Genomic DNA, 16,727 nt, shown 5'->3' on the forward strand with positions numbered 1-16,727 from the left:
TTTGCACCATGTCAAGACTGAATATTTTCATTAAAGTACTCATTTTAATTGCGCTGATCTTAATCAGGTATTTTGATTTGCTATTAGGCATACCTTATAACTGGGTCATCACTTTTTTAGATTTCCTAATTTTCTTATTCTCCTTAAATATTCTGCTATCCTTTTTCCTTGTTGTTTATAAAAGAAGGAAAACCCTTACTTCTAAAGAATCGAACAATGTTACACTAGGCGTCAGGAATATCTATTACTTAATCGTGACCTTAAGTATCATAGGTCTTGTCTTAAGTTTAATAGGTGTTGAATTTTCAACCTTATTTACTTCTCTGAGTATCATTGCAGCTGCAATTGCTATCATAACTAAAGAATACATTTCACCGATTATAGCCGGTTTTCACATTGCTCTATCTAATACATTATCCATTAACGACTATGTTAAGATAGGAGAACTAAAAGGAAGAGTTCTAGATATTCGACTTGCAAAGCTTAAATTGCTTTCTGAAGACGATGAGCTTATTATCATTTCTAATGAAAAAGCTTATTTCAGTGAAATAATCAATTACACAAAGGGTAACGTTAGGAAGGTCAATATTAATTTTGATCTGGGATCGAATTACTTTAATACCATCGAGCAATTAGAATCAGAATTGATCGAAGAAATACAAGAGTTTTCTGATTTCATTGTTGAGGATAGTTATTATTTGAAAGTCGTATCTATCGAAAAAGATCAGATTAGTTTTAAGTTCCAATATGAATTAAAGAAAAATGAGAATAGGAATTTAGAAAAAGACATCAGAAAGAAAACCGTACGTAAAGTCATTAATTCTATAAAATTGAATGTCCAACCAAGTACCATCGGATAAAATAAACTGGGATCAAAAGAAATTTCCGCTTTTAGTCATTGTTGAAAATATTCATTCTCCAGCCAATGTGGGTTTGATTATTCGGACATGTGAGGCATTCGGTGTATCCGAAATTCATTTTTTAGGACCGTATAGTAATGTGCATTCTGATAAGTTTAAGAAGGCAGCAAGGTCAGCTGAAAAATACATCGATATAATAATTGAACAAGAAACCGAAGTGCAGTTAAATAAGATTCATGAAAGAGGCTATCAAATCATTGCTTTAGAAATAGCAGATCAAAGCAAACCTCTTCATAAATTAATATTGGGTACACAGGAGAAAATTGCATTACTATTAGGATCAGAAAGACACGGCATAAGTCCTGAGAGTCTTCTTCTTGCTGACCACTCTATTCATATCCAGCAATACGGAAGAACGGGGTCTTTAAATGTGGGCACTGCACTTTCCATTGCTCTTTATGAAATTACAAATCAACTGAAATGAAAAGAGATAAGATTATTTATTGGATCGCAACAATCATCTTGAGTTTAGTCTTCTTGATGTCAATTAACATGCATTTGCTAAATTCAGAGATGACGCAAGGATTCTATGAAAGTTTAGGATTTCCTGCTTGGATCGTTATTCCTAATGGAATCTTAAAAACACTAGCCTTGGTTGCTATTCTTAGCAATGCTTCAAAATTTCTAAAAGAATGGGCATATGCTGGACTTTTTTTCGATGCAGTTCTAGCCTTTTCAGCACATACGGTGGCAGAAGACGGAGGTTATCTATTTTCTCTAGTGGCAATCGTCGCCATTATCGTATCGAGGTTTTTCTGGGGTAAGATAAAACACATTTAAAACAAAACATGGACTCACTTTCACGTGAGACCATGCGTTATTATTCAAAACCAATTCTAACTTTCTATTTCAATTTCTAATTTAAATCCAGCATCTTCCACGCCTTCAGCACCTGCCACGCCGATCATAATCGAATAAGGATTACTGATCGCATTTAGTTCTACTGAGCGATTACCCGTCTGACGCCCATTATTATTCGAAGGATCTGCTTCACAAGTCACGGCAGAGTTCAAGTCTTCTGGAAAAGTAACATTACCACTTGCTTTCGAATAAGCATATAACCCCATCGCAGTGGATGCATCATTAGGTATCAATGAGATCTTAATAATGGAATTAGTAGGCAATTCGATTTGATAAAAGATGTGCTTTCCTTGATATCTGGATTCTGCTGGTTCTACGAAACAAGCATTGGAACTAGACCAAGCCCAGTCAAGCGTTCCTAAAATCTTACCTCCTGAAATGTTACCTGATACCGTCTGAGACGCTTTAGATTCAAGCTTCGTTAAAAGCTCATTTTCTGGATCTCCACTATCTCCATCCTTAGTACATGCAATACCAACTAATAAACCAAGAGCAAGTACGAGCAAATTCATTGTTTTCATGTTTTTTTTAAACAATATTCACTCTTTTGTGAATGGTCAGCCTCACCTCTTGGGGTGATATTTTGGATTAGGGAAATTCTACGAATGGACGAGCAGTGTAGCATTGTGTATTATTTAGAATGGCAACAGACTAATCAGTTCAGCGTCCATGCTACGATTCGATCAGGGTTTATTATTTTATCCTCATAAAACAGAAATTCATACTGGATGGGGTAAAATTATAGGAGAGAACTACTATCCACATCCTTCATTAACAATAGATGATTTAGGGAGAACAGGAATTAATATGGGATCAAAAGATCCTAGTCAAACACTTCACGTAAATGGGAAAATTAAAGTAGGGAACGATACTAATAATGACGAAAAAGGAGTAATCAAATGGGATGGATCGAAATTTATGGGATATGATGGTGAGGGGTGGAAATCATTTCAGAATATAAATGATGCTGATAATGATACGAAAGTATTTCTGACGGAAGGTGCTATAGACTCCGTGATTATGCAAGCGAATGGGGCAACAAATAAACTTAGTTACGACGGTACAAGGCTTAACTTAAGTGGTAATAATATATTTATAGGCCATGATGCTGGAACAGCTACTACTAGTGGAGCTGGCGTTAATACGGTCATTGGAAAAAGAGCTGGAAAACAATTAAGCACAGGAAGCAGAAACACTTTTATAGGCGGAAATACAGGGGAAGGTATTACAACAGGAATTAAAAATACGATGATCGGAGCTGGTTCTGGACAAATTCAGACGAATGGAAGCAATAATACATTCCTTGGATTTAATTCGGGATTGCTAAATAATGGCTCTAACAATGTGTTCTTAGGTTATGAAGCAGGTGCGATTTCTGCAGGAAGCAATCAACTTTTCATTGCCAATAATAGCACAACTACTCCGTTAATTTATGGAGATTTTTCTACAAATACGCTGACCATAAATGATGATCTAGAGGTAAGTAATTCAATAACTTCCAAAGAAATTATACTAAATGACAATAATCCTAAAGCTAGTTTTCTGTCAGGAGGAGAAACAAAATTTGATATCTCTTATAATAGTTCCACCGACCAATTAACTGTTTTTGAACAAGGAGAAGGAACCGTTTTGCAAATAAAAGATGGAGTTCTTACACTTCCACAGTATGCCGATAACCAAGCTCGAAATCTAGTCATCAATCCAGATGGAAGTCTTAGTACTTCGCCACTCAAGCAGGTTTTCAATGAATATGACTTCAATAATTGTGATGTTTATACCACTGATTCATATACCTGTCATAAGGGTGTACAATTTCAAGATGGACAAATTTTATCCAAAATGGAGACATTAATGCGTGATGACTTAAATAATGAGTTTACTTCTATGACATTATTTCGAAGATCGAAACTAGCTGTCAGCGGTGTGCAACAAATATTTAAAATAGAAAGCTCTGATACCAATGGCTCATACAATTGGTTTACTGATACTTCGGTAAATACTCCAGGTAGCAATGTGATCAATAATGACCTTTATCATTACTATTTGTTATACTATTATTATTACAGTACTTATAACAACGATCAATATACTTACACAAGAGAAGTTAACATCGAATAATAAAGCGAAACGGAAACGTCGAATACTAACTCAAGTTGATTGACTTTCCATAATTTTACAAAACATAGATAATCAGAAGATTATACATTTAATAATATTATATGTAATATTCCTAAATAGGGCTAATACTTATGGGAATTTAGGAAATTTATCAAAGTCAGGATCTCGTTTCTCGAGGAAAGCGTTCCGACCTTCTTCTGCTTCATCCGTCATGTACGCGAGTCTAGTTGCTTCCCCAGCAAAAATTTGCTGACCGATAAGACCATCATCAATTAGGTTAAAGGCATATTTAATCATTTTAATAGCTGTAGGGCTTTTCTTCATTATGGTCTGTGCCCATTCATATGCGGTATCCTCTAACTCGTCATGAGGAATTACAGCATTGACCATTCCCATCTCAAAAGCTTCCTGAGCAGAATAATTTCGACCTAGAAAGAAAATCTCACGTGCTCTTTTCTGTCCTACTTGTCTTGCCAGATAGGCTGATCCCATTCCACCGTCGAAACTCGCCACATCCGCATCTGTCTGCTTGAATATTGCATGCTCTTTACTTGCCAATGTTAGATCACACACCACATGAAGACTATGCCCACCACCTACAGCCCATCCTGGAACAACAGCGATGACCACTTTATTCATGAACCTGATAAGCCGCTGAACTTCAAGGATATTCAATCTATTGATTCCGTCTTTTCCTTTATATCCAGTTTTAGAACGAACTCGTTGGTCTCCACCAGAACAGAATGCATATCCACCATCTTTAGGCGAAGGGCCTTCCCCTGAAATGAGAATGACTCCAATAGACCGATCTTCTCTCGCATCCGATAAGGCTTCATATAATTCGAAAACAGTCGTAGGACGAAAAGCATTTCTGACCTCAGGTCTGTTAAATGCAATTCTGGCTACTCCATTTAATTTACGGTACGTAATATCTTCGTATTCCTTTGCGGTATTCCACTTTAATTCACTCATAAAATCGTCCTATTAAATTTTTTAATTCTTTACATGACAATGATAATTCTTATTACCGATTCCTTATAAAAAACTGCTAAAAATTACCCAATTAAACCTTTGGCTTGAATGAATGGCTGCTTGTACATCCTTTCTTTTCCTGCCTTAGCAAATGCATTAGCGATTGCTCCTCCAGCAGGTGGCAGTGTCGGTTCTCCTAAACCTGTAGGATCATTATAACTTTCCACAAAATGCGTTTCTACTTTTGGCGCTTCAGGATTTCTGATTAATCGGAAGGTATTGAAATTTTCATGATTAGCTCTACCATTTTCAAATGAGAAATCTGCGTACATCGCATGCCCTATTCCATCCACAACTCCTCCTTCCACTTGATTCAACGCTCCCAAAGGATTAACCACAATTCCACAATCTATTGCACAGGTCACTTTCTGAACCTTAGGACTTCCATTTTCAAGCACAACTTCAGCAACTTCAGCAACATAAGTATTGTGTGAATAGTAAGTACTAAATCCCTGATATACGCCATCTTGAGATTTCCCCCAATTTGATTTTTCTGCTGCTAATTTTATGACACCGATTGATTTGTCAACATCATATTCAACTTTACCAGCTGGGTTTGATTTTGCTTTCTCGAACAATTCTAATCTGAATTCAACGGGATCTTTCTCACATTTTTCAGCAACTTCATCTAAGAATGCTTGCTCTGCAAAGGCTAAAAAGTTAGTAATAGGTGCTCTCCATGCTCCCGTAGTTATATTAGTATGTGGAGTATGAGATTCTACCAAATAGTTATCCACTGCGCCACCTGGAAAATTATCGTGTCGAGTACAATTCCCCCACATATCATATCCGACCCCGACTAAATGATAGGAGGTCATCCTACCATCTTTGATTCCTGCCTTAAACTTATACTTCGAGGCTGGTCTATAGGTACCTGCTGTCATGTCGTCCTCTCTTGTAAACAACACTTGAACTGGCTTTTTAATTTTATCTGATATTTCTGCAGCTTCTAGCGCAAAATCTCCATAAAGCCTCCTTCCGAAGCCACCTCCCATTCGTGTCATATCGACAGAGACTTCATCTTCAGGTCTTTCAAGTAAATCAGCCACTTGCTTTCTTGTTCCAGCCGGAGTCTGAATTGGTCCTAATAATTCTACTTTGTCTGATCTTACGTCAGCGTAGAAATTCATGGGTTCCAGACAATTATGAGGCAAAAATGGAGCTTCATATATTCGTTCGATTACTTCATCTGCTTCGGCAAATCCTTTCTCTACATTTCCTTCCTCACGCTTAGGTTTATCCGTTTTCGTGTTCAGTAGCGTCATCATTTCCTCATCATGAAAGGCTGTATCTTCAGTCTCTCCATTTTCCCATTCTGCTTTTAAAGCCTTTTTGCCCTTCATTGCAGCCCAACTATTGCTAGCTATGACTGCTACTTTATCTCCAAACTGAACAACATCCGAAACACCAGTAACTTGTCGTGCTTCCGCATCATTAACAGATTTTAAGGAATTCCCAAAACTTGGAGGTCGTAAAACCGAAGCATAGACCATTCCTTCTTTTTTGGTGTCAATGCCAAATAATGGTTTTCCAGTTATAATTTTATCGATGTCTACATTAGAAACATTGGTTCCGATTAAAGTGAAATCTTTAGGATCTTTCAGTTTAACACTTTCAGATGTGGGCACTTCCATTCCACTTGCAATAGATGCGAGTTCACCATATCCTAATTTTTCCCCTGCACTATTGATAACAAACCCTTTTTCAGCCTTAAGTGTCGAAGCTTCTACTTCCCATTTTTGTGCTGCAGCATTGATCAACATTTGCTTAGCCGTTGCACCGGTAGTTCTTAGAGACGTCCAGCCTTGTCTTATGGATTGCGATCCACCTGCAACTTGACGATTAAACAAATCCGTATTTAATGGCGCTTGTTCAACAATAACATTTTTCCAATCTACATCTAGCTCTTCAGCTATGATCATCGGCATTGCTGTCTTAACATTCTGTCCTATTTCAGGATTAGGTGACATGATGGTCACTAAACCATTGTCTCCTATTTTTAAAAACCCATTGAGGTCAAACCATTCTTTCGGCATTACAATAACTTCTTCAGGTCTTGTGCAAGAGCCCCAAGAAAATCCTAAGACTAACCCTCCACTTACCAATGAAGAAACTTGTATAAACGATCGTCTATTTACTTTAACATTCATTTTCTTTGATTTAAGGATTAGCTATTTTTTACCGCAGTTTTAATTGCTGCATTGATTCTATTATAAGTTCCACATCTGCATATATTTCCAGCCATTGCACCCATGATTTCATCATCTGTGGGATTAGCATTTTTCTTTAAAAGTGCTGATGCAGACATGATCTGACCAGCTTGGCAATAGCCACACTGAGGAACATCATGTTCTTTCCATGCTAACTGAACGGGATGATCACCTTTTTCAGACAACCCTTCGATAGATGTAATCTTTTGATTTTCAATGGCACCCACCGGAACGGAACACGATCTTACTGCACTTCCGTCTAAATGAATCGTACATGCTCCACATGAAGCCACTCCACAACCATATTTTGTGCCTACTAGTCCTAAGTGATCACGTAGTACCCAGAGAAGCGGTGTATCTGGATCAGCATCGACTTCTCGTTTTTTGCCGTTTACATTAATTGTATAAGTTGCCATTGGTAAATTTTATAGTGAACTTAAAAATATAAAAATAGATTTGGATTTTTCCAATTTTATCGACGAATAACCGAAGTAACGGTTGCAAAGTCCCAAAAAGTCTTAATTATGATGTTTTAATTAATGAGGAAGCCAGCTTTTATAGTACTTTCCATCGTCAATGTCTAGTGCTTCTTGGGTAACCATTAACGGTGCAAATGTATCCACCATCACAGCTAATTCCTCTGTCTTCTTCTTTCCAATACTTCGTTCCATAGATCCTGGATGTGGACCGTGTGGAATACCAGCTGGATGAAGCGTTATATAGCCTTGGTCAATGTCATTTCTACTCATAAAATCACCATCTACATAATACAAGACTTCATCAGAATCAATGTTAGAGTGATTATACGGAGCTGGCACAGCCAATGGATGATAGTCATAGAGCCTTGGACAGAAGGAACAGACCACAAATGCAGATGTCTCAAACGTCTGGTGAACTGGAGGCGGCTGATGTACACGCCCCGTTATCGGTTCAAAATTGTGAATCGAAAATCCGTAGGCGTAATTGTATCCATCCCAACCTATCACGTCAAATGGATGTGCAGCGTAGACCAATTCATGCAAGACGCCTTGCTTTTTGATTTTCATTAAGAAGTCACCTGTTTCATCGAAGGTCTGAAGATTCTTAGGCAGCTTGAAATCACGCTCGCAGAAAGGAGATGATTCAAGGTGTTGACCAAACCAGTTTCGGTATCTTTTAGGGGTGTAAATGGGTTTAAAGGACTCAACGATGAATAATCTATTGTCCTCTGTGTCAAATTCAATTTGATAAATCACGCCTCTTGGGATGACTAAGTAATCTCCGTTTTCAAATGGAATTTCCCCCATGATGGTCTTAAGCGTTCCGCTACCTTTATGGATAAAAAGAAGTTCATCAGCGTCGACATTTTTGTAGAAATAGTCTGTAATTGATTTTTTAGGCGATGCCAATGCAATATGACAATCTTTGTTAAACAGCATTGTTTTTCGGCTGTCTAAGAAGTCATCTTCAGGAGCTACATTGAATCCTATTAACTTCAATGAACGCATGTTTTTTTCAAGAACTGCCTTCGGGGAAACGTCTTTAGAATTCAGGATTTCCTTGACTTGAGTGGGGCGTTGCATATGATACATAAGCGATGACATTCCATCGAATCCGATGGTTCCGAAAAGCTGTTCGTAGTAGAATTCGCCGTTTGGTTTTTTGAATTGTGTGTGGCGTTTCGGTGGTATTTTTCCGAGTTTGTGATATAGTGGCATAGTTAATAGTTGTACATGCAAGTATAACGAAAAATTAGGGGAATTTAATGCTTAATCTTTATCGGATCATCGTGCCCGTTTGGATTCCCACAATCTCATAGCCTCACGGAAGGTGATACCATGAAATTGTGGGCAAAGAAGCACCTCTGATGGTCTCACATTCAGTGAGGCTATCAAGTAGGTGCGGATCGCGAGATTATTGAAGCCAACAAATTACGTTTTCACTTCGACCAGCTTGCCGATCACTCCGTTGCACTTCAAGCTCGACGATCTGAAGAGAAGTGTAGATCACCGAGCTCGAGGAACGAGAGATCGTTGAGCTGAATTGATACGCTTCATTATTTCAACCTAAGACTTTTTCCTAAAAAAGTTCTAGACCGAATCCTCATTAATCCAACTCATTAATTATATTCACAAGATGAAATACATAACCAGTTTAATATTACTTACCGTTTTCACAATTTGCTGTGAAAATGCGATGGAAGCTTCTCATGTAGAAGTTGACGAATTTGCAGAAGCGAAAACACTTTATGCATCTAATTGTGCCTCTTGCCACGGTCAAAAAGTGGAAATGTTCGTGGACAGAAAATGGAAACATGGCAATGCAATAGACTCCATAATTAGTTCTATCAAAACTGGTTATGAAGACCTAGGTATGCCTTCTTTTGATAGCATTATTCCAGATGAGCAGATCGGCAAACTGGCAGCCTTCATTAAAAATGGAATTGATAATAGAGATTCGTATTCTTTTGATAATAAGTTTAATCCAGATTCATTATTTGAGGTGGATGGCGTTAAATTCAAATTGGAACTAATCACAGATGAAATCGAAGTGCCTTGGGGATATGTGTTCTTGCCAGATAATTCAATGCTGATCACTAATACCAATGGTACCTTATTTCATCGAACAGCTGACGGTACATTAAATGAAATCTCCGGCGTACCAAAAGTTCAGAACGAAGGACAAGGTGGATTATTAGACATCGAACTTGATCCAGATTTCGAGCAAAACAGTCTTATTTATCTTTCATTTACCAAACCAAAAGACGGCAAAAACACGACGGCAGTTATACGAGCTCAACTGGATGGTCAATCATTAAAAGAAGTAACAGAAATTTTCGAAGCACTTCCCTACTTGTCTACAAAGCATCATTATGGAGGACGCTTAGAGTTTGACAATGACAATCACTTATTCATATCTGTAGGTGACCGTGGAAAACGAGATGACAATCCACAATCACTTGAAAATCATTGTGGTAAAATTCATAGAATCAACACGGACGGAAGCATTCCAGAGGACAATCCTTTTGTTGATAAAGAAAATGCAATTGCAAGTATCTATTCATACGGTCATAGAAATCCGCAAGGGCTGAAATTTGATGCTAAAACCAATACTTTATGGGAACACGAACATGGCCCTAGAGGTGGAGATGAATTAAATATCATTAAAAAAGGTGAAAATTACGGATGGCCAGTTGTATCATTCGGAATCAATTATAATGGAACCACATTTACCAATAAAACAGAAATGGAAGGAATGACTAATTCTGAGAAATATTGGGTACCATCTATTGCTCCTTGTGGAATGGATATGATTCAATCTGACAAATATCCGGGCTGGGAAAATCAAATTCTAGTTGGCTCTCTTCGGTTCAAATATGTTACAAAAGTTGCCGAAGATATGTCAGAAACACAAATGCTAAAAAACATCGGAAGAGTTAGAAACGTCAGACTAGATAATGAAGGATATATCTATGTAAGTACGGAAGCTGATGGTGCCATTTATAAATTGATCCCTGAAAACAATTAAATACAATCCAATATAAGAATCTCAGTTCTTCAAAAGCAAGAGCAATTGAAGAACTGAGATTATTTCTGTCTAAACATTATTACGAATACTGGTTCCTGCCACGGGTTCTAATCCGAAAATCCTTAATAACCTAACCATTCCTTCCCAGAAATATATCCGCTCTAAAATTGGATTCCAAAAATTAGTCATCACACAGAAATAACTATCGAAGGGTTTTCTATGATGGTTTCCGTGATGTCTTTTATTCTGTAAAACTTTAATCTTCTGCAGAAAATGAATCAGGATGCTTTTTTCAGATCTTTTCATATGTGCCCATTTGTGTAAAATATTAGCTTGAGCACCTACTATTAGAAGTAGCGCAATCTCCCAATGAAATCCCCAGAGTAAACTGATTGCAAAAAGCGCAATTCCTATATAATAGCTGTCTTTTGTTAATTGCCAGTAAGTTCGGTCCACCATTAAGCGTGGATTCTCATGATGTGCTAGATTGATTTTTATTGCATTTTTGAAAAATCTAGCGTCCGGCTTACCGTATTGATCTAAAAGGAAGTGAAAAAATCCAGTTAGTAAATCTGCCATTAAAATTATGACCACAATTTTTAAAATAATCATCTTATTTAATTTTGTTGATGACAACCCTTTACGACTATTCATAAGTTTAGAAATGACATGCTAACAGTCCATTCTATAAGAACACTCGATTTCAGGTCAATAGAAAGTCACTATAACTTTCATGTTATCAACACAAACATAGGCTGGAAAGCAAGTATGGATTCTTCCTTATTCGAACCTAACACATATGATTTTATACTATATGTTTACAATAATTAAAAACTACATATTTTACTCCTTCCATAAATGATGTGGATAGTTATTGAATAAATCATAAATTGGAACTGAAATGAAAAAGAATAAATTAATCATCGTAATGGGTGTTTCTGGTTCTGGAAAGTCTACCATTGCAAAAGGAATTGCTAAGTCTTTAGATCTTCCTTTCTATGATGCTGATGATTTTCATCCGAAAGAAAATATAGCTAAAATGGAATCTGGTGAGCCATTAAACGATATAGACAGGAAACCCTGGCTAGAAAAAATCAACGCATTTAGTGCAGATATAGTAAAATCTACCGCTTTGGTTTTTGCATGTTCAGCTTTAAAAGAGAGCTACAGAGAAATCTTATCAAGAAACATAAATGTCGTTTTCGTCTACCTTAAAGGATCTCCTAAACTCATTCATGATCGAATGAACGCACGAGAAGATCACTTTATGCCTTTAAATTTATTAGATTCGCAATTCAAGGATTTGGAAGAACCACTGCATGCTATAACTATTGATATAGACCAATCTAAGGAAGCCATTATAAATGAAGCAATCTCTCAAATTTAAATCCCAAAACATGTTTTTTTCATTTTTTACTTCGTTAAAAGGATATGCTAAAACTTTTTAAAAAGCTATTTATAGTCTTTTTCCATGGATTCGTAATCATATTCCTATCACTCATTTCTCAGATAGGAGGCATAGTTTGGTTTGTCGTCTTTTTGCTTTGGGCAATTGGAAAACCTAAAACGCATTTCTTCTTTAAGTTTGTCAGCTTTGTGGGTATTTATTTAATTGTAGTACTTTTTGTTGTGCCGCCGCTTGCAAGTATTTATGGCAAAGTGCCAATGCCTAATTCGAAACAGGGGAACTTGATTCCTCATAACCTACTCTACCCTCTTTTGAATAGAAATTATGTCACTCCGCAAACGCTTTCTATTCTGTTAAAAACGGCAGATGAAGTTCAACTTGCTAATGAAAATTTGAAACTAGTTTATCTAGATTCTTCTTTTCCTTTTTCTAAAGAAATGCCACTGCCTCCTCATATTAGTCATAGTAATGGTCGGAAAGTAGATCTGTGTTTCGCTTATAAAAAGGATGGTCAGTTAACAAATAAAGGTTCTTGCTTTACTGGTTATGGAAACTTTGTGGGTCCTAAAAGCGGTGAAACAGATCAGATCGAAATCTGTAAGTCAAGTGGACATCAGTTATACGATGCTAGTCGATATGCTGGGTTCTTCAAGAAGAAGGACTATGTTTTCGATGAAGTTAATACAAAACTGATTATTGATAAACTTTTGGAAAATCAAGAAACTTCTAGAATTTATATCGAAACTCACTTGAAAGAAAGGTTAGGTATTCAAAGCGAAAAGGTTAGAAGTGCTGGCTGCTGGGCAGTGAGACATGATGATCATATTCATTTTCAGATAGGTGGCCGAAGGCGATAGATTCGAAACATTGATTTGGATATTAACAAGATTTACTCAATATGACATCTTTAACGTGGCCTGTGTGAAAGAAGAAGATGTTATATTTTTTTAGGAGAAAGGTCTTCGTTGCAAACATTGATGACATCGCGGATAGCGCTGTCATCAAGAGAAAACGCTATTATTAGAATGAATATTAACAAGATTTACTCAATATGACATCTTTGACGTGGCCTGTGCGAAAGAAGAAGATGTTATATTTTTTAGGAGCAAGCTTTTCGTTGTGAACATTGATGACATCGCGGATAGCGCTGTCATCAAGAGGAAGCGCTATTATTAGAATGAATATTAACAAGATTGTACTCAATATGACATCTTTAACGTGGCCTGCGCGAAAGAAGAAGATGTTATATTTTTTTAGGAGAAAGGTTTTCGTTGTGAACATTGATGACATCGCGGATAGCGCTGTCATCAAGAGGAAGCGCTATTATCAGGTAGTATATTAACAAGAATTTACTCAATATGACATCTTTAACGTGGCCTGCGCGAAAGAAGAAGATGTTATATTTTTTTAGGAGAAAGCTTTTCGTTGCAAACATTGATGACATCGCGGATAGCGCTGTCATCAAGAGGAAGCTCTGTCATCAAGAAGAAATCGCTGTCATCAAAAGAAGTAATGGCATCAAAAGGTTTTTTAATTACATTTACATAAAAAAGTCATGCATAAACTTTTACTGCTTTTTGTAATTCTGTCTATTACTTCGTGCAACATTACAAAAGGCCTCATCGACTCCCTAGATCCATCACTCACTCCTTTCGAAAAGGATAATAATTATTCCGCCAGTTATGAAGAAGTGATCGAATACTATAAATACCTCGACAAAACCTCTCTTTATATCCAAGTTAATGCATTCGGGAAGACCGATAGTGGACATCCGCTACATGAAGTCATCATAGATAAGTCTAAGAAATTCACGCCTTTAGCAGCAATACAAGAAAACAAAGCGGTCATGTTTGTTAACAATGGAATCCACCCTGGCGAGCCGTGCGGAATAGACGCTTCCATGATGTTAGCAAAGGATTTAATTCAAAACAAATCTGACTTACTCGATTCTACGATTATCGTTATTGTTCCCGTCTATAACATTGGCGGTTCATTGAATAGAGGTGCCTACAGCCGAGCAAATCAAAACGGTCCAGCACTTTACGGCTTCAGAGGAAACGCTAAAAATTTAGATCTAAATAGGGATTTCATTAAGCAAGATTCAGAAAATGCGAAAAGCATGAACCGCTTATTCACAAAGTGGAACCCTGACATATTCATTGACAATCATACCTCTAATGGCGCTGACTATCAATACATCATAACGCTAATCGCTACTCAAAAGGACAAATTAGAAGCTAATCTTTCAAGGTATATGACGAATGAAATGCTACCTGAATTATATAGCAAAATGAAGTCAAAGGATTATGAAATGACACCATATGTATACAGTCGAAGCACGCCTGATGAAGGTATTGCAGGATTTCTAGACCTTCCACGTTATTCTTCTGGATATGCCGCTCTCCATAACACCATTTCTTTTATGCCTGAAACACATATGTTCAAACCATACAAGGATCGCGTACAAAGTACCTACACATTCATGATTAGCATGCTTGAATTTATTAAAGATAACAAGCAATCATTACAAGATGTTAGGAATAGAGCAATTGAAAATACAAGGATTCAAGAAAAATTTGACCTGAACTGGACGTTAGATTTTGAAAAAGAAGATCAACTCATGTTCAAGGGTTATGAGTCTGCAACAAAAAAGAGCAAGGTTACTGGCCTGGACCGCATGTACTATGATAGAAGCAAGCCGTATGAGAAGTCTGTGCCTTTTTACAATACCTATAAATCAACATTGACCGTTAGTAAACCTAAGGCTTATATTATTCCACAAGCGTATACCGATGTCATCGAAAGGTTGCGAGCGAATGGAGTTCAAATTGAAACAATTACAGAGGATCAAGAAATGACCTTAGAGGTTTATCGAATAGAAGACTACGAAGATCCGAAATCTGCATATGAGGGACATTATAACCATTCTCAAGTAACCGTTTCTACCGGAAAAGAGCAAATAAAGATCCGAAAAGGAGATTATAGAATTCGAACAAACCAATCAAAAAACAGGTACATCGTTTCTACGTTAGAACCTCAAGCGCCTGATTCGTATTTTGCTTGGAATTTTTTCGATGGCATTTTAATGGCGAAGGAGCATTTCTCATCCTACGTTTTCGAAGAAATAGCAGAAGATTTATTAAAAAAAGATAAGGAACTTAGAAAAGATTTTGAAGAGAAGAAAAGGAATGATAAAGAATTCAGCAACAGTAGTTATGCACAATTGAACTACATCTATAAACGGTCACCTTATTACGAAAAAACATACAAGCGTTATCCTGTTTTTAGAGAATTTTAACAAAATAAAGACCATCTTTCATTTTTTATACGTTTAATTTGCAATCGCAAAATCCCATCCATTTAGGATGAATACAAACGAAACTTGACTATGCAGATTATTTCCAGCAAGAAGAAGAATAAGGTGTTGAAATCGATGATTAAAATTCTGGACAGTAACAGAGCGAAGATTATCGAAGCTAACAAAAAAGATCTTGATTTATATGACCCTACAGATAGAGCGATGTATGATCGTCTGATCGTAGATGATTATAAAATTGACACCATGATTAAGGCCGTTAAAGAGGTCAAAGATCAAGAAGATCCTGTGGACAAAATAATCTCCGAGATAGAACTGGAAAATGGCTTAAAGATTCAGAACAAAACCGCTCCATTCGGGACAATCATGATTATCTATGAATCTAGACCTGATGTGACCATAGAAGCGGCTGTGCTTGCCTTCAAGGCTAATAGTAAAATCCTTCTAAAAGGTGGAAAAGAAGCCATTAATTCTAATTTGGTTTTGGTGGAATGCTGGCATGAAGCCTTGGAAAAGCATGATCTGCCTACAGACCTCATTACATTCTTGAACATGAATCGTATTCAAACTCAAGAATTCCTCATTGCTCCGACAGAAAAACTTGACTTGATCGTTCCTAGAGGTGGCGAGAAACTCATCGCATTTGTGAAGGAACATGCTAAGTGTGCAGTTCTAATTAGTGGTCGAGGAAATAACTTCATGTATATACATGATGATGCGGAATGGGAAAAAACCATTGAGGTGATGCTCAATGCAAAGACGCAGAAAATTTCAGCTTGCAATGCTTTAGACAAGATTCTAATTAATAAAAACATTGACCAATATTCATCAAAAATTCAAAACCTAAGGCAGATATTCATGACCAATAAGGTTGAACTTGCGATGCATTCTAGTTTAGCAGATGTAGTGCCTTCTGGAAACTCATTCGAAAAAGAAGAAGTATGGGAGGAGGAATTTTTGTCAATGAAAGCCATGATTGGAGCAGTTGAGTCTATAGATGAAGCAATAGAGATGATCAATATGTATTCAGGTGGTCATTCCTCTATCATCATGACTGAAAAGACGAAAGCTGCCAAAAAATTTATGGAGCAGGTGGACAGTGCAGCAGTTTATCATAATGCTTCCACCCGATTTACGGATGGAGGCCAAATGGGCGTCGGTGCGGAACTAGCAATTAGTACTGATAAATTACACCATAGAGGTCCACTAGGACTGGAGCAATTGGTAACAAATAAATACTATGTTTTCGGAGATGGTCATGTGAGAGATTAGTTTTGATGGATTAACCTTTTCATTCACAGTTTCACTGAATGTGATTTCAATAGATATGAAAACTCATGGTTGTGAACCGGATT

General features: G+C 37.0%; 15 protein-coding genes. 9 read left to right on the top strand and 6 right to left on the bottom strand.

What is annotated here, in order from left to right:
* Positions 1-8 precede the first annotated feature (8 nt).
* Genes L2586_RS09115 through L2586_RS09125 form a run of 3 tightly spaced genes read left to right on the top strand, consistent with a single transcriptional unit; the run spans position 9 to position 1,700 of the window.
* Positions 9-860: a mechanosensitive ion channel family protein gene (locus L2586_RS09115; RefSeq protein WP_235292573.1), complete on the top strand. Its 852-nt coding sequence runs from the start codon at positions 9-11 to the stop codon at positions 858-860.
* Entirely contained in the window at positions 835-1,344 is a 510-nt protein-coding gene (locus L2586_RS09120; RefSeq protein WP_235292574.1) for a TrmH family RNA methyltransferase, read from the top strand. Before L2586_RS09115 ends, L2586_RS09120 begins: the two co-directional genes overlap by 26 nt.
* Positions 1,341-1,700, top strand: a complete 360-nt coding sequence (locus L2586_RS09125; RefSeq protein ID WP_235292575.1) for a DoxX family protein — start codon at positions 1,341-1,343, stop codon at positions 1,698-1,700. The genes L2586_RS09120 and L2586_RS09125 overlap by 4 nt, the downstream gene beginning before the upstream one ends.
* A 56-nt stretch (positions 1,701-1,756) precedes the next feature.
* Here L2586_RS09125 and L2586_RS09130 read toward each other — a convergent pair whose 3' ends face one another.
* Complete coding sequence (locus L2586_RS09130; RefSeq protein ID WP_235292576.1) at positions 1,757-2,302, bottom strand: hypothetical protein; 546 nt, start codon at positions 2,300-2,302, stop codon at positions 1,757-1,759.
* 148 nt (positions 2,303-2,450) lie between these two features.
* On the opposite strand from L2586_RS09130, the gene L2586_RS09135 reads away from it, so the two are divergent.
* Entirely contained in the window at positions 2,451-3,899 is a 1,449-nt protein-coding gene (locus L2586_RS09135) for an autotransporter outer membrane beta-barrel domain-containing protein (protein ID WP_235292577.1), read from the top strand.
* A gap of 129 nt (positions 3,900-4,028) precedes the next feature.
* Here the strand turns inward: L2586_RS09135 and L2586_RS09140 are convergent, their stop codons facing one another.
* The 4 genes from L2586_RS09140 to L2586_RS09155 all read right to left on the bottom strand — a co-directional run bounded on the left by L2586_RS09140 (position 4,029) and on the right by L2586_RS09155 (position 8,838).
* Positions 4,029-4,871: a 1,4-dihydroxy-2-naphthoyl-CoA synthase gene (locus L2586_RS09140; RefSeq protein ID WP_235292578.1), complete on the bottom strand. Its 843-nt coding sequence runs from the start codon at positions 4,869-4,871 to the stop codon at positions 4,029-4,031.
* An 83-nt stretch (positions 4,872-4,954) separates the two neighbouring features.
* Positions 4,955-7,081 (bottom strand): xanthine dehydrogenase family protein molybdopterin-binding subunit, encoded by a 2,127-nt coding sequence (locus L2586_RS09145; protein WP_235292579.1) that lies wholly within the window; start codon positions 7,079-7,081, stop codon positions 4,955-4,957.
* 17 nt (positions 7,082-7,098) lie between these two features.
* Positions 7,099-7,557, bottom strand: a complete 459-nt coding sequence (locus L2586_RS09150; protein ID WP_235292580.1) for a (2Fe-2S)-binding protein — start codon at positions 7,555-7,557, stop codon at positions 7,099-7,101.
* A 120-nt stretch (positions 7,558-7,677) separates the two neighbouring features.
* Entirely contained in the window at positions 7,678-8,838 is a 1,161-nt protein-coding gene (locus tag L2586_RS09155) for a homogentisate 1,2-dioxygenase (protein ID WP_235292581.1), read from the bottom strand.
* A 418-nt stretch (positions 8,839-9,256) separates the two neighbouring features.
* Here L2586_RS09155 and L2586_RS09160 point away from each other — a divergent pair, with 418 nt between their 5' ends.
* Complete coding sequence (locus tag L2586_RS09160) at positions 9,257-10,648, top strand: PQQ-dependent sugar dehydrogenase (protein ID WP_235292582.1); 1,392 nt, start codon at positions 9,257-9,259, stop codon at positions 10,646-10,648.
* Between the two features lie 69 nt (positions 10,649-10,717).
* Here L2586_RS09160 and L2586_RS09165 read toward each other — a convergent pair whose 3' ends face one another.
* The gene (locus L2586_RS09165) at positions 10,718-11,260 is read right to left on the bottom strand and encodes a fatty acid desaturase family protein (protein ID WP_235292583.1); all 543 of its coding nucleotides are present in this window, start codon (positions 11,258-11,260) and stop codon (positions 10,718-10,720) included.
* Positions 11,261-11,549: 289 nt separating this feature from the next.
* Here L2586_RS09165 and L2586_RS09170 point away from each other — a divergent pair, with 289 nt between their 5' ends.
* The 4 genes from L2586_RS09170 to L2586_RS09185 all read left to right on the top strand — a co-directional run bounded on the left by L2586_RS09170 (position 11,550) and on the right by L2586_RS09185 (position 16,644).
* On the top strand, positions 11,550-12,035 hold the full coding sequence (locus L2586_RS09170) for a gluconokinase (protein WP_235292584.1): 486 nt from the start codon (positions 11,550-11,552) through the stop codon (positions 12,033-12,035).
* A 44-nt stretch (positions 12,036-12,079) separates the two neighbouring features.
* Positions 12,080-12,913 (top strand): hypothetical protein, encoded by an 834-nt coding sequence (locus tag L2586_RS09175; protein ID WP_235292585.1) that lies wholly within the window; start codon positions 12,080-12,082, stop codon positions 12,911-12,913.
* Between the two features lie 698 nt (positions 12,914-13,611).
* Positions 13,612-15,354, top strand: coding sequence for a M14 family metallopeptidase (locus L2586_RS09180; RefSeq protein ID WP_235292586.1), 1,743 nt, complete (start codon positions 13,612-13,614; stop codon positions 15,352-15,354).
* 90 nt (positions 15,355-15,444) lie between these two features.
* Positions 15,445-16,644: a glutamate-5-semialdehyde dehydrogenase gene (locus tag L2586_RS09185; RefSeq protein ID WP_235292587.1), complete on the top strand. Its 1,200-nt coding sequence runs from the start codon at positions 15,445-15,447 to the stop codon at positions 16,642-16,644.
* The last annotated feature ends 83 nt before the right edge of the window (positions 16,645-16,727 follow it).

It is taken from the genome of Portibacter lacus (assembly GCF_021533215.1).
Taxonomy (GTDB): domain Bacteria; phylum Bacteroidota; class Bacteroidia; order Chitinophagales; family Saprospiraceae; genus Portibacter; species Portibacter lacus.

Coding starts and splice junctions, on each gene's coding strand:
- L2586_RS09115 (WP_235292573.1), top strand. CDS start 9: ATGTCAAGACTGAATATTTTCATTAAAGTACTCATTTTAATTGCGCTG.
- L2586_RS09120 (WP_235292574.1), top strand. CDS start 835: ATGTCCAACCAAGTACCATCGGATAAAATAAACTGGGATCAAAAGAAA.
- L2586_RS09125 (WP_235292575.1), top strand. CDS start 1,341: ATGAAAAGAGATAAGATTATTTATTGGATCGCAACAATCATCTTGAGT.
- L2586_RS09130 (WP_235292576.1), bottom strand. CDS start 2,302: ATGAAAACAATGAATTTGCTCGTACTTGCTCTTGGTTTATTAGTTGGT.
- L2586_RS09135 (WP_235292577.1), top strand. CDS start 2,451: ATGCTACGATTCGATCAGGGTTTATTATTTTATCCTCATAAAACAGAA.
- L2586_RS09140 (WP_235292578.1), bottom strand. CDS start 4,871: ATGAGTGAATTAAAGTGGAATACCGCAAAGGAATACGAAGATATTACG.
- L2586_RS09145 (WP_235292579.1), bottom strand. CDS start 7,081: ATGAATGTTAAAGTAAATAGACGATCGTTTATACAAGTTTCTTCATTG.
- L2586_RS09150 (WP_235292580.1), bottom strand. CDS start 7,557: ATGGCAACTTATACAATTAATGTAAACGGCAAAAAACGAGAAGTCGAT.
- L2586_RS09155 (WP_235292581.1), bottom strand. CDS start 8,838: ATGCCACTATATCACAAACTCGGAAAAATACCACCGAAACGCCACACA.
- L2586_RS09160 (WP_235292582.1), top strand. CDS start 9,257: ATGAAATACATAACCAGTTTAATATTACTTACCGTTTTCACAATTTGC.
- L2586_RS09165 (WP_235292583.1), bottom strand. CDS start 11,260: ATGATTATTTTAAAAATTGTGGTCATAATTTTAATGGCAGATTTACTA.
- L2586_RS09170 (WP_235292584.1), top strand. CDS start 11,550: ATGAAAAAGAATAAATTAATCATCGTAATGGGTGTTTCTGGTTCTGGA.
- L2586_RS09175 (WP_235292585.1), top strand. CDS start 12,080: ATGCTAAAACTTTTTAAAAAGCTATTTATAGTCTTTTTCCATGGATTC.
- L2586_RS09180 (WP_235292586.1), top strand. CDS start 13,612: ATGCATAAACTTTTACTGCTTTTTGTAATTCTGTCTATTACTTCGTGC.
- L2586_RS09185 (WP_235292587.1), top strand. CDS start 15,445: ATGCAGATTATTTCCAGCAAGAAGAAGAATAAGGTGTTGAAATCGATG.